Genomic DNA, 25680 nt, shown 5'->3' on the forward strand with positions numbered 1-25680 from the left:
CTCGTCTCGGTAATCGAAGCGAAAAAGCAGGCAACCAAACCAGGCCATCTACAGATACACGCGTTTTCTTTCGCTTAATTAGACTGCCAGATATTTTGTGAGGACACTCTCATCTGCCAATGTCTCCGGACCAACTTCGTCCACGAGTTTGCCTCGTTCCATCGCGTAACAGCGATCGGCTAACTCGCGGATGACGCCAAGGTTCTGCTCAACGAACAAGATCGTCGTCCCGAGTTCCTCGTTGATCGCCTGCATGTCGCAGCTGATCTGGTCGACGATCGAGGGTTGGATCCCTTCGCTTGGTTCGTCTAACAGAAGCAGGTCCGGATTCGAGACGAGCGCCCGCGCGATAGCGAGCATTTGCTGTTGGCCGCCCGAGAGCGTGCTGGCCTGCTGGTCGGCCCGGTTCGCTAAGACGGGGAAGTAGTCGTATATCTCGTCGTAGAGCGTCTCGTCGCTGTCAGCGTTGACCGTCTCCCCCATCCTGATATTCTGCTCGACGTTGAGTTTCGGGAACACCTCCCGGCCCTGGGGGATGTAGCCAATGCCGGCGCGGGCGCGTTCGTCGGCTGACGATTCGGTGACGTCAGTTCCTGCGTACGTGATGGTGCCATCGGTCGGTTCGAGCAGGCCGATGACCGTCTTCATCAGCGTCGTCTTCCCCACCCCGTTCTTCCCCATCACGCCGACGATCTCGCCCGCTTCGACAGCGAGATCAACATTTCGGAGAATCGGGGTCGTGTCGTAGGCGGCGCTGACGCCGTCGAATTCGAGGATCACTGCTCGTCCCCCAGGTAGATCCGCTGGACGTCGGGATCGGCTTTGATCTCCTCGACGGGTCCTTCGCGGAACACGTCGCCGTTGTGCAACACGGTCACCTCGTCGGCGATGCTCGCGACGAAGTCCGTGTCGTGTTCGATAACGACGAAGGCGATGTCCTCCTCCTCGTTGAGGCGAACGATCCGCTCGGCGATGGCTTCGCGCTCCGCCACGTCTAGGCCGGCGACTGGTTCGTCGAGGAGCAGGAGGTCCGGTTCCAGCGCGGCGGCCATCCCGATTTCGAGCTGCTGTTGCTGCCCGTGCGAGAGCACGCTGGCGGCGACGTCCTCGTAGCCGGTAAGGCCGGCCGCCGCGATCGCGTCGTCGACGCGCCGGCGACGCTCCTCGCCGTCGGCGAACCGCTGGATGGGAAGCCGCGCGTTCTCCCGCACCGTCAGTTCGCCGTACACGGACGGCACCTGGAACTTCATGCTGATGCCTCGGCGGACCCGTCTGTGTGGGGCAAGGTCGGTGATGTCGCGCCCGTTGTAGTAGATGCTGCCGGCGCTCGGGGCGTACGTGCCGATGACGAGCTTCAGCAGGGTCGACTTGCCGGCCCCGTTGGGACCGATGAGACATCGGAGCTCGCCGGCGTCGACGCTGAAGTCGACCTCGTCAGTGGCGGTGAAGCCGCCGAAGTCCTTCCGAAGCCCGTCGGTCTGAAGCAGCGTGTCGGTTTTGTCGCCCGTTGCGAGTTCCGCAGCCGTCTGATGGACGTTGGGGTGGCCCGTTGGATCGATCGTACTCATCAGTCGGACACCTCCACAGTCTCCGCCTCCGGGGGGTTCGACGCTGTAGCGTCGCCACGCGCATCGACGTAGGCTCGGTGGATCCATGGAACGATGCCGCCGGGAAGCCCGAGAACAAACACCAGTAGCAGGGATCCGACGGCGATAAACGCCCACTCGCCACCCAGCGAGTTCCTCACAAACTCGATGCCAACGGTGGCAACCACGGCCCCAAGAAGCGTCTTACGTCCGCCGACGCTCACCCAGATGACCGGCAGGGAGGCGAAGGCAAGCTCAAATACCTGCGGACTGACGTAGTTCCCCCACGAGGCGTACAGCACGCCCGAGAGACCCGCCAGCGCGCCGCCAAGTGTGAACACGGCGAGTTTTGTGCGTTTCACGTCGTAACCGAACATTCGGGTCCGGTCTTCGTCCTCTCGCACTGCGACCATCACACGACCGTAGTCGGAGTTGACCACCGCCCGCAGTCCGAGGTACGTTGCTATGAGCAGCGCCAGCACGAAGTAGTAAAACGTCACGCTGTCGAAAGTGAAGGCGGCACCGCCGACGCCGAGGGCGAGGGTGGGGATTGTCGGCATCCCGTTGAACCCGCCGAGCGCCGCAGTCCCGATGGTCCACTCGTCGCCGGCCGTCTGGGCCATGAACGTGTGGAGGACGAGCGTTGACACCAGCGTGATGATGGTGACGTAAACGTCGCGCACCCCGCCGTAGAACATGAAGTACCCCAGCACGGCGGCCACGAGCGCGCTACCCATGACGCCGAGCAGAAACGCTGCAGTGATGCCGAGGGGCGTCGCGAAGTTGACCGAGACGATGCCGAACGTGTAGCCCGCGATGCCGAAAAACACCACTTGGCCGAAACTCAGCACGCCCGCGTAACCCCAGACGACGGACAGCGAGAGGCCGAGGAAGGCGTATACGAGGAACAGCGAGAATCGGGACGCCTGGTAGGAACCGACCGCCAGCGGGTACGCCACCAGCGAGGCGACGGCGACGGTGAACCCGATCCAGAATCCGCGAGAGTTCCCTACGGTGTTTGGCCCTTCGATCCGGCGACGCAGCGCGTCCATGGGTCCGCCCGCGTCGGCGGAGCCTGCACCGTCGGTCGTGTTAGCGACCATCTACGCTCCCTCCTTGCGGCGCTCGCGCACGTGTTCGACATAGCCCGTAATGCCCTCCGGGAGGAACCGGATCATTAGGATCGCAGTGACGAGCAGCGCGATTCGACCGAAGAACGTCCCGACGAGGTTCGAGATCAGAGCGTTGATCGACCCCAGCAGCCCGCCGGCTAGCGCCGTTCCGAGCACGACGCTCGGGCCGCCGACGACGACCGCGACGAACGCCTCAACAAGGAACGCACCGCCGAGGCTCGGCACCATCGTGATCGTCGGGGCGTACAGTGCGCCGGTCAGCCCGGCCACTCCAGAACCGATGGCGAACGTCGTCATGTACGTGCGCTCCGTGTCGACGCCCAGCGCACTGGCGATCGGCTTGTTCTGGATCGTCGCCCGCGCGCGCATCCCGTACTCGGTCCGAGTGAAGACGTAGTACGTGAGCGCCAGCACACAGACCGCAACTCCCGCGAGCAGCACACGGTACGTCGGGTAGGAGAATCCGCCGTAGGCGAGTTTACCCAGCGGGGTTCCGATCTGATCGAGCGAGTTGCCCAATGTGAGGCGAACCCCCTGGACCATGATCAGGCTCAGCCCCCACGTTGCTACCATCGAGTCGGCGAGACGGTCGTACAGCGGCTCGACGATGTCGCGACCGAGCGTCCGCCGACTCACGGCGTTCGGCACCGCGCCGGAGATAATCACCCGCTCGACGACCAGGCCGAAAACGGCAGAGACGAGGACACCCGCTAGCATTGCTACGGGCAAGGGGAGTCCCAGCCGGACGTTCGCCAGCGTGGTCGCGTACGCTCCGACCATGATGAACTCACCGTGAGCGAGGTTGATCACGCCCATGATGCCGAAGATGATGGCGAGCCCTGCGGCCGCCAGTACAATGAACGCGAAGCTATCGAGGAATTGAAACAGGAGGTTCAGTCCGTTGACCATGCTACCCGGCCTCCTCGTAGAAGTCCTGTGGCGTGTACTGGGTCTCCTCTGCCTCTTTGGGGAGGTTACAGCCAACGGTCTCCGAGAGGAACGTCTCGGGGATGACGCGGTTTGCGACGGCCTCGACGTTGTGCTTCTCGTCGGCTTTCATCACCCACATGTGGTGGTCGACGTGGTGGGTTGCGCCATCGAGCCGTATCTCCTCGCCTTCAGGCGCTTCCGGCGCAGGGTACGTGATGCCAGACTCCAGCGCTGCTTTCACTTCCTCTTGGTCGGTCGTGCCCGCCTGCTCGACCGCCCGCTTATACATGTAGATCGAGAAGTAGTTATTCTCGGCCTCCTCGTTGAGGTACGGCGCGTCCGGGAACTTCTCGAAGTAGCGGTCGACGAAGCCGCCGTCCTCCGTGTTGCGCTTCGTCGGAACCTCCTCCATGTAGTTGACCCCAGCGTAGACGTTGGCCATCGCCGGCGGGTCTAGGCGGAGGTGTTCGTATCCCTGGGCCATCGCCGTCGACGTCCCGATGGGAACCTCCAGTCCGGCCGACGCCTTCTGCTCGTAGAAGGAGGTATGATTCGCGCCGACGAGCATCGACATCACGAAGTCTGGATCGGCCTCCTGGATGCGGTTTATCGTCGACCCGAACTGAGAGTTCGACAGCGGAATGAACTCCTCATTGATTACCTCCGCGCCGTTCTCCTTCGCCAGCACTTTTACCCAGTCAGCCGAGAGCTGCCCGAAGTTGTAGTCCGCGGCGATAGTGTAGATGTTCGGCCCGTACTCGTCGACGAGGTACGGCAGGACGATACCCAACTGTTGGCGAGCCGTCGGACCGACGGCGAAGACGTTCTTGTCGCAAACGCCACCCTCGTACTGCGTCGTGTAGAAGTATAGCTGATCCTCGCGGTCGATGATCGGACGGATCGCTTCGCGAGTGGCAGAGGAGTACCCCGCCCACAGCGCGTCGACGTTCTTCTGGCCGATCGCTCGACGAGTCAGCTCTTGGTAGCGCTGGTTGTCTGACTGAGGGTCAGGATCGAACACTTCGATCTCTTTGCCGTTGATGCCGCCGTCGGCGTTGATCTCCTCGATTGCGAGCATCGAGGCTTTGTGCTTCGGGTCGCCCACCAGCGCGAAGTTCCCGGAACGGTCCTCCAACACGCCGAGCGTGACCGTGTCGCTGCTGGAGGCACTCTGTCCGATACAGCCGGTGAGCGCCGTCCCGGCCAATCCCGCCGCCGACGCGAGGAACCCACGGCGATCGGAAAGACTGGCAGTCATACCGCTTCCCTCACGATTCCACGGCATTTGTTCATTCTCATCGCGCATGAGCTGTACGTAGCCTCATATTTTACGAAATACTCCAAACGTCTGTCCATCATATCGTTCACACTCTTGCGTTCAACAGTGCATAAATAAATCTTGCTTATCCGATCATATATTCTCCTTCAAATAGAGGGAAGTGTATAAGGAACTGTTAGGTCTGTTCCGAATATGGTGACAATCAGTGGTTAATCACTGTCATTTTTGGACATCTTAAATTTCCATAGCCGTCGAGCGTCGCCGTCGAACGGGAGGGTGACGTGGGCGCCTTAGCTTGTGCGGTGCAGGACGCTAAGCCCCTTCCTCGACGAGCGACCGAAGGAATCGAGTAGGGGGATACAACGCCCGTCATCGGTTAGATTCCATCGGTAGAGTTATCTTCCGAATGCCCGTCGGCAAGCGCAAGATGGGCGTTCCGTGCTTCCGCTTTCGGCTCGCTCGCCGTCCCGAGAGGGACGGCTCGCTCCTTGCGGGAGTGGAGGGGACGGCTATCGTTCAAGTGCGACAAGAAGCGTGCGGTAGCCCGTGGAACCCCCCATCGAGCCACTAGGAGTGGGAGACTCCGAATCTACGCCTGTGGCGTCTGCGCTCCCTGTGCGTCCGTGTGACGTAAAAAAGCGCGACGCCGAATCAGAAAGCCCCGCCCTGCTCGCGCTGACGCGCTCGCTGAGGGCGGGGTAGTTCACGAGTGGGTATGGTGTATGCGCTATCGTTGCGTCTAGGCCCATTTATTCGCTCCGCGTCGGGTACACGAGATACCGTCTCCTAGGCGACGAGCGGCGAAGAACGAGAGAAAACGCTCACAAAGTCACAGTAACGTCGGTATCCCGTCCGCGAGGAGCGACACCGCGAGGGCCGCGATGGCAACGCCGGCGACAGTCTGCGCAGCGCCGTGGAACGTCGCGTTGCGATCGCGAGTGAGCCCGAATAGTGCGCCGGCACCCGCCCCTAGCAGGCACATTGTCGCCGTGATGCTCACGGCGTAGACGAAAACGGCCAGCGCGATGACGCTCACCCCGTAGTCCGGGAGCAGCGTTGATGAAAAGACGATCATGGACACCGGCGGCGAAAGGGTGAACAATGCACCGACCAGACCGATCCGGAGGTAGGCGATGGTGTTGTGGTCGTGATCGTGCCCGTCGAATCCCGGTAGCGGGAGGTGGAGGTGCGGATGGCTGTGCGTCACGTCGCCGTGATCATGTTCGTCCGTCCGCACGGCGCGACGAACCCCCGCGACGGCCATCCCAGCCCCGAGCACCCCGAGCATCACCCCGACGCCGACCGTCCCGACAGCGTCATAGACAGCAGCGAATTCAGTCCGGCCAAACAGCAGGTACGCGACGCAGAGCCACCCGACAACGAGCGCTACGTGACCCAGGCTGAAACAGGCCCCAACCAGCGCCGAGAGACGGAAGTCACCGTACTCGCTGGTTAAAGAAGAAATTCCGGCGACGTGATCAGGTTCCATTGCATGCGTCACGCCGAGCGCACAGGCGGAAACAAGCGCGGTCAGAACAGCCGCGCTCATCGGCTTGTAACCTCGCAGCGCCGGTCGGTCCTGAGTGCGGACTGATCGAACGTGGTCGAATTGGATACGCGCATCGAAGTCCGGTATACAGTTTTTCAGTAAGTCACTTCGTTACTATGCAAATATTATCCTCTACCCGTCTTTTTATGCCTAACGTCTCGAAATGCACGCCGATGATGGATGAATATACATCTAATCTCTGGCACCCCACCATCGGCGGAGGTGTTGTGGGAGGATGACGGAGGATCTCGTTCCCGGTGAAGTGGTCACGGGAGACGGGACCGTGACACTGAATCGGGACCGGAAGACTGCCGAGGTGACCGTCAGTAACACTGGCGATCGTCCAGTCCAAGTGGGCTCGCACTTCCACTTCTTCGAGGCCAACGCGGCGCTGGCGTTCGACCGCGAGGCGGCCTACGGGATGCGGTTGAACGTCCCCGCGGGGACCGCCGTCCGGTTCGAACCGGGTGACGAGCAGACAGTCGAACTCGTCGCTATCGGCGGAAAGCGCCGTGCCCACGGCATGAACGGCCTGGTCAACGGAAGCATCGACGGTGATCCGAGCGCGGCGATAACGCACATGCGGGCGGCCGGGTTCGCCGACACCAGCGACCGGACCGATAGAGACGACGCCGCGACCGACGGCGACGACGAGATCGATGCCGGAGGGACCGGTGCATGACCCGCGAGATCGACCGCGAGGCCTACGCAGAGCTGTACGGCCCGACGGAGGGCGACAAGGTTCGGCTGGCCGATACCGAGCTGTTCGCCCAAGTGGAGACGGACTACCGGACCCACGGCGACGAGGCCGTCTTCGGCGGCGGCAAGACCCTGCGGGATGGTCTGGGGATGGCCCCCGGCGTCACGCAGAAGGATGGGGCGCTCGACTGGGTCCTCACGAACGCGACGATACTTGACCCCGTTCTCGGGATCGTCGCCGCCGACATCGGCATTCGGAACGGCGAGATTGCCGGGATTGGCAAGGCCGGGAACCCGGACACGATGGATGGGGTTGACATGGTCGTCGGTCCGTCGACGGATGTCTACCCGGCCGAGGGGAAGATCGCGACCGCAGGTGCGCTGGACATCCACGTCCACTGGAACTCCGCACAGCTGCACGAACACGCCCTGTCATCGGGCATCACGACGATGCTTGGTGGCGGCTACGGTGGCGGCGCGACGACCTGTACGACCGGTCCGGAGAACATCAAGCGGTACCTCCAAGCTGCCGAAGCGTGGCCGGTCAACGTCGGCTTCTACGCGAAAGGTAACGCGTCCGACCCTGCGCCGCTGCGCGAACAGGTCGAGGCAGGTGCCTGCGCACTTAAATTGCACGAGGATTGGGGCTCGATGCCCGAAGCGATCGACACCGCGCTCTCCGTCGCCGAGGACGAGGACGTCCAGACGTGTATGCACACGGATACGTTGAACGAAGCCGGCTTCGTCGAGAACACGTTCGAAGCCGTCGACGGTCGGACGATGCACCTGTTCCACATCGAGGGGGCTGGCGGCGGTCACGCGCCGGACATTATGGAACTGGTCGGCGAACCGAACATGCTCCCCTCGTCGACGAACCCCTCGATGCCCTACACTGACAACACGTTCGACGAACACCTCGACATGGTGATGGTGTGTCACCACCTCAACCCGAACGTTCCCGAGGACGTTGCATTCGCCGAATCGCGCGTGCGGGCCGAGACCATCGCCGCCGAGGACGTGCTCCACGATATGGGGGCGATCTCGATGATGACGACCGACTCCCAGGCGATGGGACGAATGGCGGAACTCGTGCCGCGGACGTGGCAAACCGCATCGAAAATGAAGTCACAGCGCGGCCCGCTCCCCGAGGATGAGGGGACCGGAGCCGACAACCACCGCATCAAACGCTACCTCGCAAAGTACACGGTCAACCCCGCTATCGCGGCCGGGATCGAACCGTACGTCGGTACACTCGAACCCGGTAAACTCGCTGACGTGGTCCTGTGGGATCCAGCGTTCTTTGGAATCAAACCGGCGATGACTTTCAAGGGCGGCTGTCCGGTCCACTCGGAGATGGGCGAGGCCAACGGTTCGCTGATGACCTGCGAGCCTATTCTCCAGCGCGAACGGGCCGGCGCGGTTGGCAAGGCGAAATACGGCCTCTCACTGTCGTTCGTCTCGCCAGCCGCGGCTGAGGCGGGCGTCGACGAGGCGTACGGCCTCGACACGCCCATCGTCCCCGTCGGGGGGACGCGCACGCCCGGCAAGAACGACATGGTGTACAATGACTACTGTCCCGACGACATCGACGTCGACCCCGAGACGTTCGAGGTGCGGGTCGACGGGGAGCACATCACCTGTGAACCGGCCTCAGAACTGCCACTTGCCCAGCGGTACATGCTATGAAGCTCACGACCAAAGAACAGGAACGTCTCATCGTCTTCACCGCCGCAGAGATCGCGCGGCGCCGCAAGAAACGCGGTGTCCCGCTGAACCACCCCGAAGCAGTCGCGTTCATCAGCGACTGGTGCATCGAACGCGCTCGAGAAGGACAGTCCGTCGCCGAGATACGCTCGGGTGCCTCACAGTTACTCGGACGGGAGGACGTGATGGACGGCATTCCGGAGATGATCGACATGATTCAGGTCGAACCGATGTTCCCCGACGGGACGAAGCTCGTCACCGTTCACGACCCGATCCGCTCGGACAGCGTCGGAACCGCCGACGTGAGCAGAGAGACCGAGACGGAGGAAGCCGGTCCGGAAGAGACTGCGGAGGCGTCCGACGCATGAAGCGAACCCACCGCGACGTGGCGACGGTCGGAATCGGCGGCCCAGTCGGCTCGGGAAAGACGTCACTGATGACCGAACTCGTTCCACGCCTCCGGGAGGAGGGCTTGGACGTCGGCGTCATCGCGAACGACATCCTCACCCAGGAGGACGCCAACGTCCTCCGCGAGCGTTTCCGCGGAGTCGTTCCCGAGAGCCTCGTCGCCGGCGTCGAAACCGGCGCGTGCCCTCACACCGGCATCCGCGAGGATCCGTCGGTGAACCTCCAGCAAATAAATGCTTTCGTCGACGACCACCCGGAACTCGACCTCGTCCTCGTCGAGAGTGGCGGCGATAACCTTGCCGCAACGTTCAACCCCGAACTCGCTGACTACTCGCTGTACGTTATCAGCGTAGCCGAGGGCGACGACATCCCGCGCAAGCGCGGCCCTGGCGTCGTCGAGTGCGACCTGCTGGTCGTCAACAAGACCGACCTTGCGCCGCACGTCGGCGCGGACCTCGACGTAATGGAGCGAGACGCCCTCGAAGTCCGGAACGGCCCGTTCGTCTTCACTGACTGCAAGGCGCGAGAGGGAATCGACGAGGTGCTGATGCACGTCCGCGAGGGGGTGCTGTTCGCCTGATGGCCGCTGACGCGCCCCACCCGACTTTCGAGGGGTACGCCGCGGAGCCCGTTCCGCAGGCCGCCGTCGGCTCGCCAGGCAAGGACGGAGTGCTGGAGCTGACGTTCGCGGCCACTAGTCGCGGGACGAGGCTCGTCCACGACTACGCGACCGTGCCGTTCCACGTCTCTGGGACGCTCGCTCACGACCCCCATCCCAACGCCGAAACCGTGTTCGTCCAGTCACCGACCGGCGGTGTCGCGCAGGGCGACCGCCTCGACGTGACCGTGAGGGTCGACTCCGACGCCGTCGCCCATGTCTCGACCCAGAGTTCGACGAAGGTGCAAACGATGCAACGTAACTACGCCGGCGCGCGCACCGCGCTCTCGGTCGGCAGCGGCGGACACCTCGACTACGTGCCCGAACCGACGATCCTCCACGAAGGCGCACGCTACTGTCAGGAACTAACGCTCGAACTCGCTGCCGACGCGACGGCCGTCGTCGCAGACGTCGTTGTGCCCGGCCGACTCGCCCGCGGTGAACGGTTCGACTTCGAGCGGTACCTCTCGCGGGTCCACACCAAGGGACCGGACGGGTCGCTGTTCGAGGACGCCACGCACCTCGCGCCCGCCGAGTCTGACCCGACGGCACCGGGCGTCTTCGGCGAATTCGCGGTGTACGGCACAACGTTCGTCGTCGCCCCCGGGCGGAACGCGGCGGCGTTGAGCGACACCCTGCACGAGGCAGCGTCCGACGCGGACTCGGACGCTCGCGCCGGCGCGACCGAACTCCCCAACGACGCAGGCGTCGCGGTTCGCGCGCTCGGTGACTGCGCCAATGCGGTTCAGACCGTCTTACACGCCGCTTGGGATTGCGCTCGCCGCGAGTTACTGGACGCGCCGGCACCGGTCGGGAGGAAGTACTGATGCTGGTCGCCGACGGCTACCTCGGACACCACGACGACCCGGCCATCGTGGACCGATTGGCCGACGCCAACGCGCACCGGGTGGTCCTCTCGGACACCGACCGGCGTCGCTCGCGCGTCCGCACGGAAACCGACGACGGCCGGGATCTCGGCGTCGTCGTGGCCCGCGACCTCTGCGACGGCGACGTCCTCGAAACCGAGGAGGGCGACCTGGTCGTGGTCGAACTCGCGCCTGTTGAGGCGTTGGTCCTGGACTTCACCGACGCCGACGTGGGGGCGATCGCGGCGCTGACGCTCGGCCACACCCTCGGCAACCGCCACTGGGATCTCGCGATCCGCGGGAGTCGGGCGCTGTTTCCGGTCGCGGACACCTACGAGCGTATGGAGACGATCGTCGCTGACCTGCTCCCCGACGGTGTGACGGTCCGCTCAGAGACCGTTTCGCCGACGACGTTCGACGAGACGGGAGCAGACCACGCTCACGGCCACGGTCGCGGTGACGGGGACCACCCGCACGGCGACGAGGGCTACGTCCACACCCACGGCGATGACGGGCACGTTCACACCCACGAGGATGGCGGGCACACGTATGGCCACAGTCACGGGGACCTCTCGCACGTCCATCCACACAGTGCCGACGGGGATGAGACGTGACCGCGGACGCCACACTGGAGGCGTTTCGGCTCGCCGACTCATTTCTGCCGGTCGGGACGTACACCGCCTCCTACGGCCTCGAACAGTTCGTCCAAGAGGGGCGCGTGAGCGACGCGACAGACCTCGAAGCGCTGCTTTCGACGTATCTCGAACGACAGGTCGGTCCGGCCGACCTGATCGCGCTTCGGGCCGCACACGCCACCACCCGTGAGGGCGACGTCGACGCCGCCTGTCGAGTCGACCGCCGGTTGACTGCGGTGACGCTGGCGGCGGAGTTCCGAAAGAGCGCGGAGCAGTCCGGCGAGCGACTCCTCTCACTCCAGCGGGACCTCCGCGAGGCGTCATTCCTCAACCAGTACGCTGAGCGCGTCGCCGACGGCGACGCGCCTAGCAACTACGCCGTTGTTCTGGGTGTCGTGACGGGGCTGGCAGATGTCGACGAGCGGTCGGCGTGTCTGCTATGCTGTCACGGGTTCGTCACGGGACTCCTGGGGGCCGCCCAGCGGCTGCTGTCACTCGGCCACACCGACGCACAGCGGATTCTCGACGATCTGCGGCCGAAGATGATTGCGGCCGTCGACGCGAGCGCCGGCCGGACGCCTGACGACATGATGCCGTTCGCCCCGCTGATCGACGTGATCACGGCGAACCACGAACGCGCCGACCGACGGCTGTTCATGAGCTGATCCCTCCGGATCGCCGGCTGGTCGTCTCGCTTAGGTTCGACGGACGAAGCTCACAAGCAGACTACTCCACCTTACTGCTTACCTGACGGCTCGCGGGTAAGGGTAGAGTCTCCTGTTTTGATGACGTGCTTTGCACGGGCCGGAGGGGTGCCCGAAGAGAGCGCAGTCACTACAGGCGCTAACGGGAGCTTCACCCCGTTCTCCCATCAGACCGCTTTACGTTCAGATGACACTATCTTCCTCCTATTAACACCATTCTATCGCTCATTGAAGAAGAGGGCTCAGCACCTCAATTCAACTAGAGAATATAACTAGATTAGATTCTTAGATCGTATCCGAGATAACATGGACAAAAGCAAAATAAATGAGGCCAATCACATTACGAATGCGACGATGTGGTGAGAGGAATGAAAGAGAGACCAACCGGAAACACGGATGATCCCACTACTGGTATAGACGCTGCCGACCAGTACGAACACATCACGATTAGAAACGAAGACAGTATGGTTGAATGTACGATTCTCCCCTGTAACTGCAGCAGTGCAGAGCTGGTGACCCACTGGCTTACTGCTAGCGGCGACTCGTTTGTCTCCCTTCAAGAGATGCAATAGTTCTTTACACATCTGCAACCTACTGAGCTCACCGAATTTGAATAGCTTCTTTTAATTCATAATATAAATCGTTATTTTTTGAGATAATTAAAATTGAGGAGGTGGTCGAAGGGTTTGAGGTTGAGAAAACGAAACCAATCAAGGTCTCAAGTCACATCAAAGATACAGAAACTCGACAGCTAAGGGATGAGCTCGTAATTTCAGAGATACGATGAGGAAGCCCGGAGTAGGTGACGGAGCTTATCCTGAATGCGGATCTTGGAGGGCGGTAAAATATTAGTTCTATAAGGAGTAGGCCTTTATACTTCCATATTAGACCTGTGTACGCAGAATAAGAGATGAAACTTGGAGCATGAGTAGCAAAAGCGAAACAAAAACGCAGACAAGATACGTGGGGGAAAGCAACGAGTTCCTTTCGAGTCACCTCGAACTTGAGACCACCCGTGAGGAAATCATTTCGTACATTCGAAATACCGTCGACGACTCTGGAATGTACGGCGCAATTGTCGCTCTGAGTGGTGGCATTGACTCGACACTGACCGCCGCTCTCGCCGTTGAAGCGCTCGGTAGCGATCGAGTTCTTGGCCTAAGCCTTCCGTGTCACAAAGCAGAGAGCCCTCATGCACACGAGGCCCGCATCATGGCGGAAGCGTTAGGAATCGAGTTTTACGAGATTCAACTCCGACCGTTGCTTGATTTCTTTGAGGATATGATTGCCCCGTGGCTTGAACCAGGACCGGCAGAGCAGGAAGGATTCCATGTTATGGATCAGACGATCGGAAATCTCATTGCTCGACTGCGAATGACCTGCATCTACTATGCGGCGAACAGATGGTCCCGTCTCGTACTTGGAACAGCGAATCGGTCAGAGTTACTACTAGGGTACTTCACAAAGTACGGTGACGGGGGTGCGGATCTGTACCCGATCGGTGATCTCTATAAGACCGAAGTCCGCGCCCTCGCTGATCACATCGGTGTGCCGAAGCGGATTATTAGTAAAGATCCCACCGCTGGATTCTGGGCAGGACAGACTGATGCAGACGAACTGGGGGCCACCTACGACGTGATTGATCCCCTTTTGAGGCGTACTGTCGATCGAAATGAAAGCCCTGACGTCGCCGCGACGATGCTTGGTGTTGATTTGGCTACTGCTCGTCGAATCACCTCACTGCACGCTAACACCAGCCACAAACGAACGGTACCGCCGACGCCTAGTACAGTACAGCGCAAAAAGTGAAATCAAAAGGTGGCGCTCTTATGGAGAGTTGCGGAGAGCCCCGATAACGAGGCAGTCGATGGTGAGTTCTGTGATCGGTGGATTCGCCAGTTCCACTGGTTCAACCTTGAGTGAGAGTGTCGAGGGAGTCTGTGTCGGAGTTGGATCGAGATCGTTCTCGAGGCAGTAGCGGAATTCGCGCGAGAAATCGACATTGAAGCACTTGTACTCGCCCGGCCGGCCAAGCTCGCGAATCTGATGAGCAACCGGAAGCGCTGCGTCGACGTTGGTGACCTCGATCGTGAGAACATCTTCGTGGTCGTGGCGGAATCCCCGTCGCCACTGTTCGATGTAGAGCGAGTCAATCCGTGGAGAAGGTTCAAATCGATCACGGAGAGCAGCGAATCCAAGCGAATCAAGGTCGTCGCGCACCTGGCGCTGGTTGCAGATGCCAGCGGTGTAGGTTTGGGTGACGACCTGTTTCGCCATGCATAGCCTATGTCATTGAATATACTTAACATCGACCTATGCGGAGTAAAAGTGAACGTAGACGTGGAATATCCAGTCGGCGGTCGCCGGCGGTTGGCTACTACCATGTCGGATTCACGCCCGCCGTAAACGGCGGGATTCTCTCCTTGATGAAGATAGTATCGCGGTACGTCGGGTTAGTACGGCCCATTTGCGGTCACCCCGGCGTTTGCGGTCCAGTCTGTGCCGTCTCGTACAACGGCTGTCTCGCTTGGAGGATACACTCCCAGAACGCGAGCGTCGTTTGGAGCTGGCCGCCGCCGACCGGGTGGCACTCAACATCTCCAAACTGCGCTGACCGGAGCAGCACTCCGATTTCAAACAGAACGGAATGGAAATTGGAACACTATCGAACGAAGTTTTCGAGAGCTCAAGCGCCGCACATCCCCGTTCTCGCACTGGTTCAGCCACATTGAGCCTCAGACCGCTAAAAAGTGGCTCCAAGCATTTGCCGCCTGGTTCAATCCTACAAACTAAACACGACCGGATAGAGAGGAGGTAGTGTTCAATCTGGGGCGAGGAGGTTGTCTAGCTCCGTGAGGCCGAGTAGTGACCAAGATTCGTCGAGCTGGTCTTCGAGTCCGTCGACGAACCCGCTTTTCGAGAACAGTGCGAAGCGTTCGTCTCGGTCACTGGGTCCCCACCGTACGTTCGCGGCCTTCGCCCGCAGACTCTCTACCAGTGCGTTGCCGACTGGTTCCGAGGTCCACTTGCACTCGGCGAAGAGGATCCGGTCGTCGTTCGGCGCAAGGCCAACGATATCGATCTCCTCTTCCCGGTACCACCAGCGACCGACCTCCGAGTACGGGTCGAACTCACCACGTCGAACCCCCTCCCAGACGGCTTCCTGACACACGTCTTCGAACGTGGCTGCGGTGTGGGTCGACAAATCAGGGGCAATCGTCCCGTCGTAGACGATATCCGGCGCTTCCTCGATACTCGACCGGTTCGGCTCGACATACCGGAACCAGAAACGGAGGAACTCGTCTGCGACACGGTACCGTGACCGCTTTGACTTCTTGCCCGACGCAGTCACAGGAACTTCCCGGTCGATGAGTCGGAGCCGGCGAAGCGTCTGTAAATACTTCGACAGCGGGCCAGAATCGATCCCCGTCGCACCAGCGACCTCGTTCGGCGTCGTGTGCCCCAGCGCGATCGCTTCGAGGATGCTCATGTACCGAGCTGGACTCCGGAGCTCCGTCCGGAGCAAAAACTCCAGTTCGGTATACAATACCGCTGTCGGCGATAGCACCTGTGATTTGACGTTCTCCGCGAGCGACTGCTCGTAGTCGAATAGTGTAAGATACATCGGCGTTCCGCCGGTAACCGAGTATGAACGAATTGCATCTGCTATATCGTATTCGATGACATTCCGTGCCTGCAGAAATGAGAACGGCCGCACGTCGAGCTGTGCCGTTCGACGACCGTATAACGGGCTCTCGTGGCCGAACACCTCCGATTCCATTGTGCTCACATTCGACCCGCACAGAACCAGCATCGAATCCGTCTCCTTGAGTTGCTCGTCGACCAACCCCTGCACATAGGATGGAACCGAGTCGTTCTCTGCAACGAGGTACGGGAACTCGTCGATGACAACGACCAGAGCTTCGGCATGGAGTTTCTCTCCGAGGTATTCGAACGCCTCGTCCCAGCCGTTAACCCGTGGAATACGCTCGTCGAAATAGTCTGCGACCTGGTCGACGAACTTCTCGCGCTGGCGACTCTCAGCTCCCTGCGCCGCCAAGAAGTAAATGTGCGGACGGTCAGCACAGAACTCCTTGAGCAGCTCCGTCTTACCGACACGACGCCGCCCGTAGACGACGAAAAAGTCTGCACCGGGAGACTCGAACGCAGCTGTCAGCGTGTCAAGCTCCTCTTCTCGATTGTAGAAAATCATACTTTGGATAATCATTACCATGATAATGACTTATGCGTTCCGGGCAACTCCTCGACTAGCATTCACGCAAGAGATGAGGACAAACAACATGGAACACGTGGAGGGATTAATCCATTGTTCACCGAGGCGAATGAGATAGTGCCGACCAATTTCAATCTAGACTTTGGACGCCGATCGAATCACCTTCGCCAAAATCAGCTGCTTCCGAGCGTGTTAGTCCGCGTTGTTGCTCCTCGTACGCGTTGCGCCATTCTTCTATAACGGGACGGTTCCCTGCACCGTGGGAAGTACAACGCTCCTGCATCTGAATCAACGCCAGCGTATTCATCGCGTCGCCAGAAACGACCGCTTGCCCAGGTGTCAGACCAGGTAACCGCGGAGGACATCTTCCCCGGCAGCCTCAACGGATTTCTCGTTCAGGGGAGTGCAACACGGCATAACATGCGCAGTCTGAACAGGGAGTACGACGGCCCTGAGTCGGTCAGTCGGTGAACGATACGCGCTCTGTATTCAGCAGGGCAAACTCTACGGATGAGATAAATCTTGGATGGTGTGAAAAAAGTTCAACTCCTGTCGCGTCCTCTCTACGCAGGTTATGGAACGATACGTCGATGGTTTCGTCATCCCGGTCCCGACCGAGAAGCTCGATGCGTACCGCGAAATGGCCGACGAGGCCGGAGAACTTTGGATCGAACACGGCGCCCTCGAGTACTTCGAAGGGATGGGAGACGACATGGAGCCAGACATGGGCGGGATGCAGATACGGGCCTTTCCACAACTCGCCGAAACCGGGGACGACGAAACGGTCGTGTTCTCATTTATTGTGTTTGAATCGCGGGAGCACCGCGACGAGGTGAACGCGAAGGTCATGGAAGATTCCGCGATGGATCCAGAACAGGTCGCCGAGGACATGCCGTTCGACCCCAAGCGCATGGCCTACGGCGGCTTCCGCTCCATCGTCAGCTACGAGGGCTGAGTGAAGTTTGAGAGGCGTCTTTCGACGAGGAAGATACCAATCAGCAGCACCTGCTTAGCTACTCATGCTCGACCGTTAGTCCTGCGCTCATTGGAGTTCACATTGCAGTGTTTCCGACGGCGACACTCATCACACTCCCAATACTGAGCGTCAACCTCACTCTCGTTGACGGACGCTAAGTGTGCGAACAACGGCCCATAGTAGTGGCCTTCCGCCTGCGTACCGTCTTCCGTGTCACGGAGATGGATGTCAGCCCCGCACATCGCACAGCAGCGGACCATTTCACGGCTCGTCTTGGTCTGTAACATATCTTACCGACTGACAGTCATCGGTAAATACTTTCTGTCCAAGAGAATCGTTTCGAAGAGCGGTACGAGGGCGCGCCTTCTCAAATCAGCTCTCTCAGCCAGTACTTTGAAAAAGCGAACGGACTGAGTTGGATAATTCAGAAAAAGTCTACATAGAGGATCGTGTCGCCAGGTCTAGGTGCTATCAACGGGAGCAGGTAAAGGATGATCTGCAACCTGGAGATTGCCGGCTTGCAGTTGCTGACTATTTTGCATCGTTTGCGCAGGCACCAGTCGCTGCCGGAATGGCGCTAAATAGCTAGTTGACTCCTCAAACCTATTGGCTCCTGTTATGGCAGTCACATCCCCGGTCAATGAGAGCGCCGTTACTGAGTTTCAGGAGCGGTTTCGGGGGACACTACTTCGTCCGGACGACGAGGGCTACGATGAGGCTCGGACAATCTGGAACGCGATGATCGATCGCGAACCGGCACTCATCGCCCAGTGTGCGGGCGTCGCAGATGTCATCGCGTCGGTAACCTTCGCCCGTGAGAATGATCTCCTCCTGTCAGTCAAGGCTGGTGGACATAACGTCGCCGGGAACGCGATCTGCGATGGCGGCCTCGTGATCGACCTTTCTCCGATGAGATCAGTACGGATCAATCCCGGTGCGAAAACTGTCCGGGTCGAACCCGGTGTCACGCTGGGGGAACTTGACCATGAGACGCAAGCGTTCGGGCTTGCCACGCCAGCCGGGATCGTCTCGACGACCGGAGTGGCAGGACTCACGTTGGGTGGTGGATGGGGATGGCTTAGTCGAACGTACGGCCTTACCATCGACAATCTCCGGTCAGCCGATGTCGTCACCGCTGACGGCGAACTCCTGCACGCGAGTGACAAGGAACATGAGGATCTCTTCTGGGGAATCCGCGGCGGCGGTGGGAACTTCGGAATCGCCACCTCCTTCGAGTTCGACGCCCACGAAGTTGGTCCGGAGGTTCTAGGCGGGATGATCGTCCATTCGTTCGATGATGCTGCAGACGTCCTCCGATTTCACCGGGAGTTCACAGCCGGCGCGCCGGACGACCTCTGCTGCTACGCCGCCATCCTGACCGCGCCCCCAGCGCCGTTTCTCCCAGTGGAGATACACGAAACAACGGTCGTTGCGCTCGTTCTATGCTATTCGGGCCGCATCGAAGAGGGCGAAGAAGTCATCCAACCGCTCCGGGAGTTCGGCGAACCGATTGTTGATCTTGTCGAACCCCTCCCGTTCACGGCCATGCAGCAGATGTTCGACGAGGAGTTGGGACCGGGCTACCGAAACTACTGGAAGACCCAACTGATAGAGCCGCTTCCCGACGAAGCGATCGACATCGTAGTGAAACGCGCTGGCACACTCCCGTCACCGGAAACCCAGATCGTATTAGAACACATTGGCGGAGAGATCGCGCGGGTTGATCCGGCTGCAACGGCGTATCGCCACCGAAACGTCCCATTTTCGTTTAACATCCTCCCGCGATGGACGGATCCTGAAGACGACGACGCAATCATCTCGTGGGCCCAGGAATTCCTGAAAGAGGTTGCACAGTATGCGACGCCGGGGGTCGCGCCGAATTTCCTCAGCCTCGAAGGTGACGAACGGGTAAAGGCAGCGTACGGTGCCAATTACGATCGGTTGGTCGAACTCAAGAACAAGTATGACCCCGAGAACCTGTTCCGAATGAATCAGAATATCAAACCGAGCGTCTAAGGGTCGGTCTCCACTCTCCCCCGAAGCGTCCGGGTTATTTTACTGAGGTGTGCTGCATTCGCGCCTTCTATTCAGCACGCCCGTCAGAAGCTCCCATCGAGAGAGCGGTTCACCCGACCCGAAAACGAACACAGCAGGAGATGCAGCTTTACGAAGCGATCGTGCTCGATACGCATCCCCAGCCATTCAACTAACCCACACCTCCCCCTCAACTTCGTGTGGGTTAGTAGAAAATCACCCCAAGCCATCTCCTCGCTCGGTGTGACAACGCTTTCCCAACTTCCCAGTCAACCAACAGAGATTCAAGACTCTTCTGTCCATTTAGTACTCCCTCACACCACACAATGCTGACGATTATATCCGTGGCTGGTGTCCCTTCTCGGTGATGACCCTCTTTGACCTCAGTGGCTTCCAACGAGACCTCCTGACCGTGATCGCCGGCCACGACCAGTCCTCCGGCCAACAGATCAAAACAGACCTCGAAGACGCCCGCACAGTTCTCAAACGTGTTCGGTGGCAGGTCCACAGGCCCACGTTCCGTCACACTTAGCCACATATCTTGTGTAACTTGTCGTGTGGTAAAGCGCAAGAACATCTCGATACGCGACGACCAAGAGGAGTGAATTCAGGAGAATCACCTGAATCTCTCGCGGTTCGTTCAAGACAAATTGGACGAACTTATCGAGGAACGCGAGTAGCGTTATGTACTACGCCTACAAGTATCGATTTAAGCCGCCCGACGCCCACCGTGAGGAGTTGGACCGCCACCGCGATATTTGTCGGCAACTGTATAATCACGCGCTCTATCGATTCAATCAAATTGCCGACGACGTAGGCACCGTCAAACAGCGCGTCCGGTCAGTCCGAGACGAACTCCCCGACCTCAAACAGTGGTGGGACGACCTTCCCACCGTCTACTCGACGGTGCTTCAGACCACCGTCATGCCTATCGCCGACAGCGTCAACGCACTCGGGAAGTTCAAACAGAACGGCTACGGCGTCGGCCAACTCAAGTGGAAGCCCCCACGGGAGTTCCACAGTTTCACGTACAGTCAATCCGGCTTCAAGCTCGACAAGAAGGGCGGTCGGACGCTACTGTCACTCTCGAAACTCGGCGACATCCCGATACGGCTTCACCGCACCATCCCCGACAACGCGACGCTCAAGCAGGTCACGCTCAAGAAGGAACCGACCGGCGAGTGGTTCGCCACGTTCGGCGTCGAACTCGACCGTGAGCCGCCGACGAAGCCCGAGAATCCCGAGCGGTGCGTCGGGATCGACGTGGGGATTCTCACGTACGCCCACGATACGAGTGGGACGGCGGTCGGGTCGCTCGACCTGTCTTCCGAACGTGAGCGATTGGAACGCGAGCAACGGAAACTCTCGCGGAAGCAACACGGCTCTGCCATCTACGAGAAGCAGAGGCGTCGAGTGGCGGAGTGTCACGCGGACCTTCGGCGGAAACGCCGGGACTTCTTGCACAAACTCTCGACCTACTACGCTTGGGAATACGACCTCGTCGCCGTCGAAGATTTGAACGTTGCCGGAATGATGCAGTTCAATTCAAACTCGCGTAACCGAGTATCCGCCGCATGGGGGACTTTTCTGCGGATGCTCGAATATAAGTGCGAGCGAGAAGGAACACACTTCATTCCAGTCAATCCACGGAACACGACCAAAGAATGTGCGGCATGTGGCGTGAAGAGCGACAAGCCGTTGTGGATCCGCGAACACTCGTGCCCGACGTGCGGGTTCACCGCCGACCGAGACTGGAACGGGGCGTGGAACATCCTCCGGCGCGGAATCAAGAAAGTAGGAGCGGGACGCTCCGAATCACCGTCCTCAGAATCACACCGCGATTCTGACAGGCTGCGAAAATCGTGGAACGATTTTCGAACGCCTGTGGAGGCTGCGCTCCCTACGGGAACCATAGTGGTTCCTGCACAGCGCGTCGTGGAAGCAGGAAGCCCCACCCTCAAGCGCGAGCGAAAGCGAGCGAGTAGGGTGGGGTAGTTCACAATCCTGGAGTGTATATCCTTACTCGTGGTTCGCCGACGCGTTCGGTTCCTTGTTCTCACTCCAACCATGCTGTTTCATCCCACGGTCCTCAAGTGTCTCAAGAAATGTAAAGATCTGTTCGCGAGCATCCTCTAAGCGGTTGCTCACCGTGTCATCGTCAGTTTCTTCGGCGATATCGTGAAGGGCATGCTGGATACGATCAAGTACCCCGAGGGCAGGCGTGGCGTCCCGCTGGGCCTGCGACCGAAGCTGGTCGGCGAGAGACGCCAAACGATTACTTGTATCCTTGGCAGGTCTTTCCGTCTCGACGGCTTCTACATTGTCAGCGGCCTGGTGAAGGAGGTCGCGTGCCATTCGATAACACCTCTACTGGTAGTTCACCAAGTAGATGCTTAAAGATAAGTATCACTTACTCTGATACTCGGTATACTCAACGTTGGTCGATCCCTGTTCTGTATCTCTTGATCCGATTCGGATTCGTCTGGGTGAGCCTCCGGGCTGAGTATGCGCGGTATAGGCAGCACGCGTAACTCGAACTACTCGGTTTGTGTCAAGTATGTGGTGACCGACTCAGAAAATCTATTCAGCAGAGCGTGGGGGCTTTCGCCTCGTCATTCTGACGACCGTTCTCATCGAATGATTGGCGAGGCATCAAGGTGCTCTGCGAGCTCGACAAAGTCATCGGCCACGATGTCGTAGGCGGATTCGTCGGGCTTCTCGGTGCTGTCGGCCTCGTCGGGGCCCCACTCCAGCGGCCGATGGATGTACGCGGTGTGGAGCCCCGCGGCGCGGCTCGCATCGAGATCACGTTCGTGTGCCGCGACCATCATGACCTCATCAGCGTCGAGATCGAGAAGGTCCACCGCGGTCAGGTACACCTCTTCGTCCGGTTTGTAGTGCCCCGAGAGTTCTGCGGAAAGGATCAGATCCCAGGGGATGCCAGCTCGTTTGGCGATATTCGTGAGGAGTCGCACGTGGCCGTTCGAGAGCGGAGCGATCACGTAGTCGGACTGGAGGCGCAGAAGTCCAGGGATCGCGTCCGGCCAGGGGTCGAGGCGGTGCCAGACGCGATTGAGGTACTCGATTTCCGTCTCGGCCAGGCCCTCGACGCCGAAGCGGTCAAGCAACTCCTCAAGTGCCTCACGGTGGAGCGCGTCGAGGTTCTGCCAGGAACGCTCGCCCCGCCGGACGCGATCCAGCGAGGGACGGTATTCCCCGCGCCACGCGTCTGCGAACACCGCCCAGTCGACAGTGATATCTTTGGATTCGTTGACTCGCTTCCCGTCACGGATGACGCCACTCCGCCAGTCCACGACCGTGCCGAATACGTCGAAAACGAGGGCATCCACAGTCGGGACCGTCATCAGGGGCCACCCCATCCGGGATGATATCGATCGATATCGTCGTTCCTCGTGTCCCTTTGATGCGACGGGATAGCAGGGTGCTTCATACAGGACGGAACGAGCAGGTAGTCTTTACTCTTTGGTGGTACTGACGAAGCCTCCACGAAGGAATGGCAAGGTAGGTGTGAGGTGTTCAGTCCAATTTGAACTCATCTTCGTGTGAGAGGTACGCCTTGTATTCCGCCCAACCGCTAGGAACCTATCAACAACAGGCAATTTAAATAGGGCTAAAAGATCAGAGGGGTCGCAACGGGTGGAGAACCCGCAGATCCACGACGAACACACCAAGGAAGAACGTCACAATGACCAGTAAGTCGTCGATGAAAAACGGCCCTGATGTATAGCGAAGCCGACCGGTGATACGATCACTGTGAACCTTACGTGTAGTTCGAGGATTTTGGCCGGTCTGGCGTGGTGTCTGGTTGTCCAACCCAGACAACCACTCACCAAGAATACTAACACAACTGACTGTAGCGTTCTCTGTACCGAAACCCATGCCCTTAGAATTGCCACCAGACGCATCGAGTGGCCTTCTCCACCCAGTCTCGCCCTTCACCACTACTCCTTCGGGGAAATATAAATGACACCGAAGCGCGTACCACCGCACATGGACGACGAGACCGCGCACGAGACACTCCCCGCTGACGCTCACACCGACGCAGCGGCGGCGTTCGTCAATCGCGCGCGGTCTCAGCACGGTGATGAAATCGCCGAGCTGTACCTCTTCGGTTCGACTATCCGCGGAGAGGCGCACGGCCTCAGCAGTGACGTCGACGTCCTCATCGTCCTCGACGACGACATCGACCAGAACACCACCGCCGACTCACTCCGTGATCTCGCCTACGACGTGATGTTGGAGTACAGCCCTGTCGTCGAACTCCACATCCTCTCCGAATCCACGTTTACCCGGCATCAGCGAGAGGGGAATCCGTTCATCAGAAACGTCGTCACCGAGGGCCGCTCATATGCCTGATGACGACAAGCCCGGTGAAGCCGCGGTCGAAGACCAACTTCGGCAAGCTCACCAAGCGCTTGCCGACGCCGAGGGTGCGCGGAATGCGAACCTCTCTGATGCAGTCGTTATCAACCGGCTGTACTATGCTGTTTCCATGCTGCACAAGCCGTTCTGGACGACCGCGGCCACGACCCCAGTACCCACGGAAGCGTTCTCTCCCTCTTCGGGTCCGAGGTCGTCCTCGCTGGCGACGCGCGGCGTGAGGACGGACGCTTCCTGAACGATCTCTCTGAACTCCGCAAGCAGGCCGATTACGGCTACGAAACCATCGACGAAGACGTCGATGCACTGCTCGCACGGACTCAGCAATTCGTTTCGCAGGTGGAAACCCTCTGCATCTCCGCCGACTAACGATGCCGCACTACGCCCGCTTCGACGGCCTCGACGACTTTGAGCAGTTCTACTGCGAGGAGATTGTGCCTACGCTCCGCGCCGACCCCGACATCGACGTCGATCCTGACCGGAATACCCCACCTACCCGTGGCTCAAGAGCAACTTCTCGGGATTCGTTGAACGCCTCCGCCGCGACCACGAGCTCTCCCCCGGCGAGTTTTACGACGCGGTCGGTTTCCCGCCGAATCCCGACGGCACGGACGACACATGGGGAATCGGCCACGAACCGACTATCCGAGGGCTCGAAGACTATCTAGAAGAACTCAAGCACGACCGCGGGCGCGCCGAGACCACGGTCGGCCCCCGCCGGTCCCGGCTGCGGACGTACGTCACGACCTACCGGGAGGTGAACCAGACGGGCGACCTCCTCTCGCCGCTGCTGGACGAGACCGCGAAGCCCGACGAGATCGCACGCGTATGTGATACGTTCCGCGTCCTCGACGAGGAACTGGGAACGCTCGCCTCGAAGAAGAAGTACGTCTCCGCGATGAAAAACTGATACACCTTTCTCGAAGAGATGGGCAGCGGCCTCTATAACCCCGCCGAGAACCTCCTGAACCGCTTCGGGTGGGATGGAGATCCCCGATACGACCATCCCAGCCTTGGTCGCGAGGACCTCGCGGCGCTGCTCGCCGCCGGCGACGACGAGGAGCGCTTCCTCCTGCTCGCGCTCGCTGGGTGGGGACTCCGACCCGTAGAGGCGTGCGAACTGCACGTGAACCAGCTAGTGCTCGACCCCGACGACGACATTCCCTACATCGAGTTCGAGGCTGACTAGCGTAAGAACGCACGGCGTACCAGAAACACGGTCGAACTCCTCGTCGGCGTCGACGCCATCTGTGAGCAGATCGACATCCTCGGCGCGTATGACGACTGGACGAGCTACCTGCTCCCCGGGCAGTCGATTGAGAGCCCCATGTCGACGGAGACGGCACGGCGGTGGTTCCGCGATGTCGGTGAACGCGCCGACGTCCGGATCGCCGGCCGTCACCCGTTCCCGAATATGGATCGCCAGACGTGGTATCGGCTCTACCGTCAGCAGCGCCCCAGTATCGAAGCGGGAACGGCGGCGGTCGCGGCCTCACAGGGAAGTCGAGACTCGTCTGTGTCGGAACTGAATTACCTCGACGAACGGACACGACGACAGGCGCGCGCTGACGCGATGCGCGATCTTGTACAGGAGGAACTCGCGGAGATCTTCGACGGGTCCCTCTAACTATGGCCTTGTAATAGATAGTGTGACACCCCAGACAAATGAATCCTCTAGATTGCCGCATGATGAGTACCGAATATACTCACTCTGGAATCGATAGGTACCAGGCTTTAATGGCTCTCCTGTATTTTGAGGAGCATCCCAAACATCGTATTGAATCGAGGTAGATTCGTCGGGTGGGAGACGATTTACTATTTCTGCAGCATCGAAGGCGATATTCCGTTCAGTTGGTCTAAATTGGTGGTCCTCAAATTCGAGTG

28 protein-coding genes and 2 pseudogenes are annotated in these 25680 nt (G+C 59.9%); 20 read left to right on the forward strand and 10 right to left on the reverse strand.

Annotated elements, in window-relative coordinates:
• Window positions 1-78: 78 nt before the first annotated feature.
• The 6 genes from CNO20_RS10100 to CNO20_RS10125 form a co-directional block, all read right to left on the reverse strand.
• Window positions 79-777, reverse strand: coding sequence for an ABC transporter ATP-binding protein (locus CNO20_RS10100; protein WP_101296196.1), 699 nt, complete (start codon window positions 775-777; stop codon window positions 79-81).
• A complete protein-coding gene (locus CNO20_RS10105) occupies window positions 777-1568 on the reverse strand; it encodes an ABC transporter ATP-binding protein (protein WP_101296010.1) in 792 nt (263 codons plus the stop codon). Before CNO20_RS10105 ends, CNO20_RS10100 begins: the two co-directional genes overlap by 1 nt.
• Complete coding sequence (locus tag CNO20_RS10110; RefSeq protein WP_101296011.1) at window positions 1568-2689, reverse strand: ABC transporter permease subunit; 1122 nt, start codon at window positions 2687-2689, stop codon at window positions 1568-1570. The genes CNO20_RS10105 and CNO20_RS10110 overlap by 1 nt, the downstream gene beginning before the upstream one ends.
• On the reverse strand, window positions 2690-3628 hold the full coding sequence (gene urtB, locus CNO20_RS10115; protein ID WP_101296012.1) for an urea ABC transporter, permease protein UrtB: 939 nt from the start codon (window positions 3626-3628) through the stop codon (window positions 2690-2692).
• Window position 3629: 1 nt separating this feature from the next.
• A complete protein-coding gene (locus tag CNO20_RS10120) occupies window positions 3630-4907 on the reverse strand; it encodes an urea ABC transporter substrate-binding protein (RefSeq protein ID WP_101296013.1) in 1278 nt (425 codons plus the stop codon).
• Window positions 4908-5757: 850 nt separating this feature from the next.
• Window positions 5758-6477 carry a hypothetical protein gene (locus tag CNO20_RS10125; protein WP_143423182.1) on the reverse strand — a complete coding sequence of 240 codons (720 nt, stop codon included), beginning with the start codon at window positions 6475-6477 and terminating at the stop codon, window positions 5758-5760.
• 235 nt (window positions 6478-6712) lie between these two features.
• Here CNO20_RS10125 and CNO20_RS10130 point away from each other — a divergent pair, with 235 nt between their 5' ends.
• The 9 genes from CNO20_RS10130 (at window position 6713) to CNO20_RS10165 (ending at window position 13960) form a co-directional block, all read left to right on the forward strand.
• Window positions 6713-7159, forward strand: coding sequence for an urease subunit beta (locus CNO20_RS10130; protein ID WP_101296015.1), 447 nt, complete (start codon window positions 6713-6715; stop codon window positions 7157-7159).
• Entirely contained in the window at window positions 7156-8862 is a 1707-nt protein-coding gene (ureC, locus tag CNO20_RS10135) for an urease subunit alpha (protein ID WP_101296016.1), read from the forward strand. Before CNO20_RS10130 ends, ureC begins: the two co-directional genes overlap by 4 nt.
• Window positions 8859-9248 (forward strand): urease subunit gamma, encoded by a 390-nt coding sequence (locus CNO20_RS10140; protein WP_233204093.1) that lies wholly within the window; start codon window positions 8859-8861, stop codon window positions 9246-9248. The genes ureC and CNO20_RS10140 overlap by 4 nt, the downstream gene beginning before the upstream one ends.
• Window positions 9245-9868: an urease accessory protein UreG gene (ureG, locus tag CNO20_RS10145; protein WP_101296017.1), complete on the forward strand. Its 624-nt coding sequence runs from the start codon at window positions 9245-9247 to the stop codon at window positions 9866-9868. Before CNO20_RS10140 ends, ureG begins: the two co-directional genes overlap by 4 nt.
• A complete protein-coding gene (locus CNO20_RS10150; RefSeq protein ID WP_101296018.1) occupies window positions 9868-10773 on the forward strand; it encodes an urease accessory protein UreD in 906 nt (301 codons plus the stop codon). Before ureG ends, CNO20_RS10150 begins: the two co-directional genes overlap by 1 nt.
• Window positions 10773-11426 carry an urease accessory protein UreE gene (locus tag CNO20_RS10155; RefSeq protein WP_101296019.1) on the forward strand — a complete coding sequence of 218 codons (654 nt, stop codon included), beginning with the start codon at window positions 10773-10775 and terminating at the stop codon, window positions 11424-11426. Before CNO20_RS10150 ends, CNO20_RS10155 begins: the two co-directional genes overlap by 1 nt.
• Entirely contained in the window at window positions 11423-12112 is a 690-nt protein-coding gene (locus CNO20_RS10160; RefSeq protein WP_101296020.1) for an urease accessory protein UreF, read from the forward strand. The genes CNO20_RS10155 and CNO20_RS10160 overlap by 4 nt, the downstream gene beginning before the upstream one ends.
• A 407-nt stretch (window positions 12113-12519) precedes the next feature.
• Window positions 12520-12723: a DUF7511 domain-containing protein gene (locus CNO20_RS24500; RefSeq protein ID WP_449405042.1), complete on the forward strand. Its 204-nt coding sequence runs from the start codon at window positions 12520-12522 to the stop codon at window positions 12721-12723.
• 352 nt (window positions 12724-13075) lie between these two features.
• The gene (locus tag CNO20_RS10165) at window positions 13076-13960 is read left to right on the forward strand and encodes an NAD+ synthase (protein ID WP_101296021.1); all 885 of its coding nucleotides are present in this window, start codon (window positions 13076-13078) and stop codon (window positions 13958-13960) included.
• A gap of 18 nt (window positions 13961-13978) precedes the next feature.
• On the opposite strand, the gene CNO20_RS10170 is transcribed toward CNO20_RS10165, so the two are convergent.
• Window positions 13979-14428: a hypothetical protein gene (locus tag CNO20_RS10170; protein WP_101296022.1), complete on the reverse strand. Its 450-nt coding sequence runs from the start codon at window positions 14426-14428 to the stop codon at window positions 13979-13981.
• Window positions 14429-14737: 309 nt separating this feature from the next.
• Here CNO20_RS10170 and CNO20_RS23775 point away from each other — a divergent pair.
• Window positions 14738-14944, forward strand: a pseudogene (locus CNO20_RS23775) (IS6 family transposase); the annotation flags it as partial.
• Window positions 14945-14972: 28 nt separating this feature from the next.
• On the opposite strand, the gene CNO20_RS10180 reads toward CNO20_RS23775, so the two are convergent.
• Entirely contained in the window at window positions 14973-16364 is a 1392-nt protein-coding gene (locus tag CNO20_RS10180; protein WP_101296197.1) for an ATP-binding protein, read from the reverse strand.
• A 595-nt stretch (window positions 16365-16959) separates the two neighbouring features.
• Here CNO20_RS10180 and CNO20_RS10190 point away from each other — a divergent pair.
• The 4 genes and pseudogenes from CNO20_RS10190 (at window position 16960) to CNO20_RS10205 (ending at window position 21390) form a co-directional block, all read left to right on the forward strand.
• The gene (locus tag CNO20_RS10190; RefSeq protein ID WP_101296023.1) at window positions 16960-17340 is read left to right on the forward strand and encodes a DUF1428 domain-containing protein; all 381 of its coding nucleotides are present in this window, start codon (window positions 16960-16962) and stop codon (window positions 17338-17340) included.
• Window positions 17341-17979: 639 nt separating this feature from the next.
• The gene (locus CNO20_RS10195) at window positions 17980-19377 is read left to right on the forward strand and encodes an FAD-binding oxidoreductase (protein WP_101296024.1); all 1398 of its coding nucleotides are present in this window, start codon (window positions 17980-17982) and stop codon (window positions 19375-19377) included.
• A gap of 385 nt (window positions 19378-19762) precedes the next feature.
• A pseudogene (locus tag CNO20_RS23780) lies at window positions 19763-19861 on the forward strand (PadR family transcriptional regulator); the annotation flags it as partial.
• Window positions 19862-20079: 218 nt separating this feature from the next.
• The gene (locus CNO20_RS10205) at window positions 20080-21390 is read left to right on the forward strand and encodes an RNA-guided endonuclease InsQ/TnpB family protein (protein ID WP_101296025.1); all 1311 of its coding nucleotides are present in this window, start codon (window positions 20080-20082) and stop codon (window positions 21388-21390) included.
• 24 nt (window positions 21391-21414) lie between these two features.
• Here CNO20_RS10205 and CNO20_RS10210 read toward each other — a convergent pair whose 3' ends face one another.
• Both CNO20_RS10210 and CNO20_RS10215 read right to left on the reverse strand, forming a co-directional pair.
• The gene (locus tag CNO20_RS10210) at window positions 21415-21750 is read right to left on the reverse strand and encodes a DUF7553 family protein (RefSeq protein ID WP_101296026.1); all 336 of its coding nucleotides are present in this window, start codon (window positions 21748-21750) and stop codon (window positions 21415-21417) included.
• Between the two features lie 275 nt (window positions 21751-22025).
• Window positions 22026-22760 carry a haloacid dehalogenase type II gene (locus CNO20_RS10215; protein ID WP_199174799.1) on the reverse strand — a complete coding sequence of 245 codons (735 nt, stop codon included), beginning with the start codon at window positions 22758-22760 and terminating at the stop codon, window positions 22026-22028.
• A 646-nt stretch (window positions 22761-23406) separates the two neighbouring features.
• On the opposite strand from CNO20_RS10215, the gene CNO20_RS10220 reads away from it, so the two are divergent.
• From CNO20_RS10220 to CNO20_RS10235, 6 genes are all read left to right on the forward strand, one after another.
• A complete protein-coding gene (locus CNO20_RS10220; protein ID WP_101296028.1) occupies window positions 23407-23772 on the forward strand; it encodes a nucleotidyltransferase domain-containing protein in 366 nt (121 codons plus the stop codon).
• Complete coding sequence (locus CNO20_RS10225) at window positions 23765-24034, forward strand: hypothetical protein (protein WP_199174800.1); 270 nt, start codon at window positions 23765-23767, stop codon at window positions 24032-24034. The genes CNO20_RS10220 and CNO20_RS10225 overlap by 8 nt, the downstream gene beginning before the upstream one ends.
• Window positions 23926-24165: a hypothetical protein gene (locus tag CNO20_RS24305; protein WP_199174826.1), complete on the forward strand. Its 240-nt coding sequence runs from the start codon at window positions 23926-23928 to the stop codon at window positions 24163-24165. Before CNO20_RS10225 ends, CNO20_RS24305 begins: the two co-directional genes overlap by 109 nt.
• Before the next feature lie 388 nt (window positions 24166-24553).
• Complete coding sequence (locus CNO20_RS22970) at window positions 24554-24706, forward strand: hypothetical protein (RefSeq protein ID WP_158237388.1); 153 nt, start codon at window positions 24554-24556, stop codon at window positions 24704-24706.
• A gap of 18 nt (window positions 24707-24724) precedes the next feature.
• On the forward strand, window positions 24725-24985 hold the full coding sequence (locus CNO20_RS10230; protein ID WP_101296029.1) for a hypothetical protein: 261 nt from the start codon (window positions 24725-24727) through the stop codon (window positions 24983-24985).
• A 138-nt stretch (window positions 24986-25123) separates the two neighbouring features.
• Window positions 25124-25423, forward strand: a complete 300-nt coding sequence (locus CNO20_RS10235) for a hypothetical protein (protein ID WP_101296030.1) — start codon at window positions 25124-25126, stop codon at window positions 25421-25423.
• Window positions 25424-25680: the final 257 nt, after the last annotated feature.

This window comes from Halegenticoccus soli (assembly GCF_002844195.1).
GTDB classification, from domain to species: Archaea; Halobacteriota; Halobacteria; order Halobacteriales; family Haloferacaceae; genus Halegenticoccus; species Halegenticoccus soli.

Coding starts and splice junctions, on each gene's coding strand:
- CNO20_RS10105 (WP_101296010.1), bottom strand. CDS start 1,568: ATGAGTACGATCGATCCAACGGGCCACCCCAACGTCCATCAGACGGCT.
- CNO20_RS10110 (WP_101296011.1), bottom strand. CDS start 2,689: ATGGTCGCTAACACGACCGACGGTGCAGGCTCCGCCGACGCGGGCGGA.
- urtB (WP_101296012.1), bottom strand. CDS start 3,628: ATGGTCAACGGACTGAACCTCCTGTTTCAATTCCTCGATAGCTTCGCG.
- CNO20_RS10120 (WP_101296013.1), bottom strand. CDS start 4,907: ATGACTGCCAGTCTTTCCGATCGCCGTGGGTTCCTCGCGTCGGCGGCG.
- CNO20_RS10125 (WP_143423182.1), bottom strand. CDS start 6,477: ATGAGCGCGGCTGTTCTGACCGCGCTTGTTTCCGCCTGTGCGCTCGGC.
- CNO20_RS10130 (WP_101296015.1), top strand. CDS start 6,713: ATGACGGAGGATCTCGTTCCCGGTGAAGTGGTCACGGGAGACGGGACC.
- ureC (WP_101296016.1), top strand. CDS start 7,156: ATGACCCGCGAGATCGACCGCGAGGCCTACGCAGAGCTGTACGGCCCG.
- CNO20_RS10140 (WP_233204093.1), top strand. CDS start 8,859: ATGAAGCTCACGACCAAAGAACAGGAACGTCTCATCGTCTTCACCGCC.
- ureG (WP_101296017.1), top strand. CDS start 9,245: ATGAAGCGAACCCACCGCGACGTGGCGACGGTCGGAATCGGCGGCCCA.
- CNO20_RS10150 (WP_101296018.1), top strand. CDS start 9,868: ATGGCCGCTGACGCGCCCCACCCGACTTTCGAGGGGTACGCCGCGGAG.
- CNO20_RS10155 (WP_101296019.1), top strand. CDS start 10,773: ATGCTGGTCGCCGACGGCTACCTCGGACACCACGACGACCCGGCCATC.
- CNO20_RS24500 (WP_449405042.1), top strand. CDS start 12,520: ATGAAAGAGAGACCAACCGGAAACACGGATGATCCCACTACTGGTATA.
- CNO20_RS10165 (WP_101296021.1), top strand. CDS start 13,076: ATGAGTAGCAAAAGCGAAACAAAAACGCAGACAAGATACGTGGGGGAA.
- CNO20_RS10170 (WP_101296022.1), bottom strand. CDS start 14,428: ATGGCGAAACAGGTCGTCACCCAAACCTACACCGCTGGCATCTGCAAC.
- CNO20_RS10180 (WP_101296197.1), bottom strand. CDS start 16,364: ATGATTTTCTACAATCGAGAAGAGGAGCTTGACACGCTGACAGCTGCG.
- CNO20_RS10190 (WP_101296023.1), top strand. CDS start 16,960: ATGGAACGATACGTCGATGGTTTCGTCATCCCGGTCCCGACCGAGAAG.
- CNO20_RS10195 (WP_101296024.1), top strand. CDS start 17,980: ATGGCAGTCACATCCCCGGTCAATGAGAGCGCCGTTACTGAGTTTCAG.
- CNO20_RS10205 (WP_101296025.1), top strand. CDS start 20,080: ATGTACTACGCCTACAAGTATCGATTTAAGCCGCCCGACGCCCACCGT.
- CNO20_RS10210 (WP_101296026.1), bottom strand. CDS start 21,750: ATGGCACGCGACCTCCTTCACCAGGCCGCTGACAATGTAGAAGCCGTC.
- CNO20_RS10215 (WP_199174799.1), bottom strand. CDS start 22,760: ATGACGGTCCCGACTGTGGATGCCCTCGTTTTCGACGTATTCGGCACG.
- CNO20_RS10220 (WP_101296028.1), top strand. CDS start 23,407: ATGGACGACGAGACCGCGCACGAGACACTCCCCGCTGACGCTCACACC.
- CNO20_RS10225 (WP_199174800.1), top strand. CDS start 23,765: ATGCCTGATGACGACAAGCCCGGTGAAGCCGCGGTCGAAGACCAACTT.
- CNO20_RS10230 (WP_101296029.1), top strand. CDS start 24,725: ATGGGCAGCGGCCTCTATAACCCCGCCGAGAACCTCCTGAACCGCTTC.
- CNO20_RS10235 (WP_101296030.1), top strand. CDS start 25,124: ATGTCGACGGAGACGGCACGGCGGTGGTTCCGCGATGTCGGTGAACGC.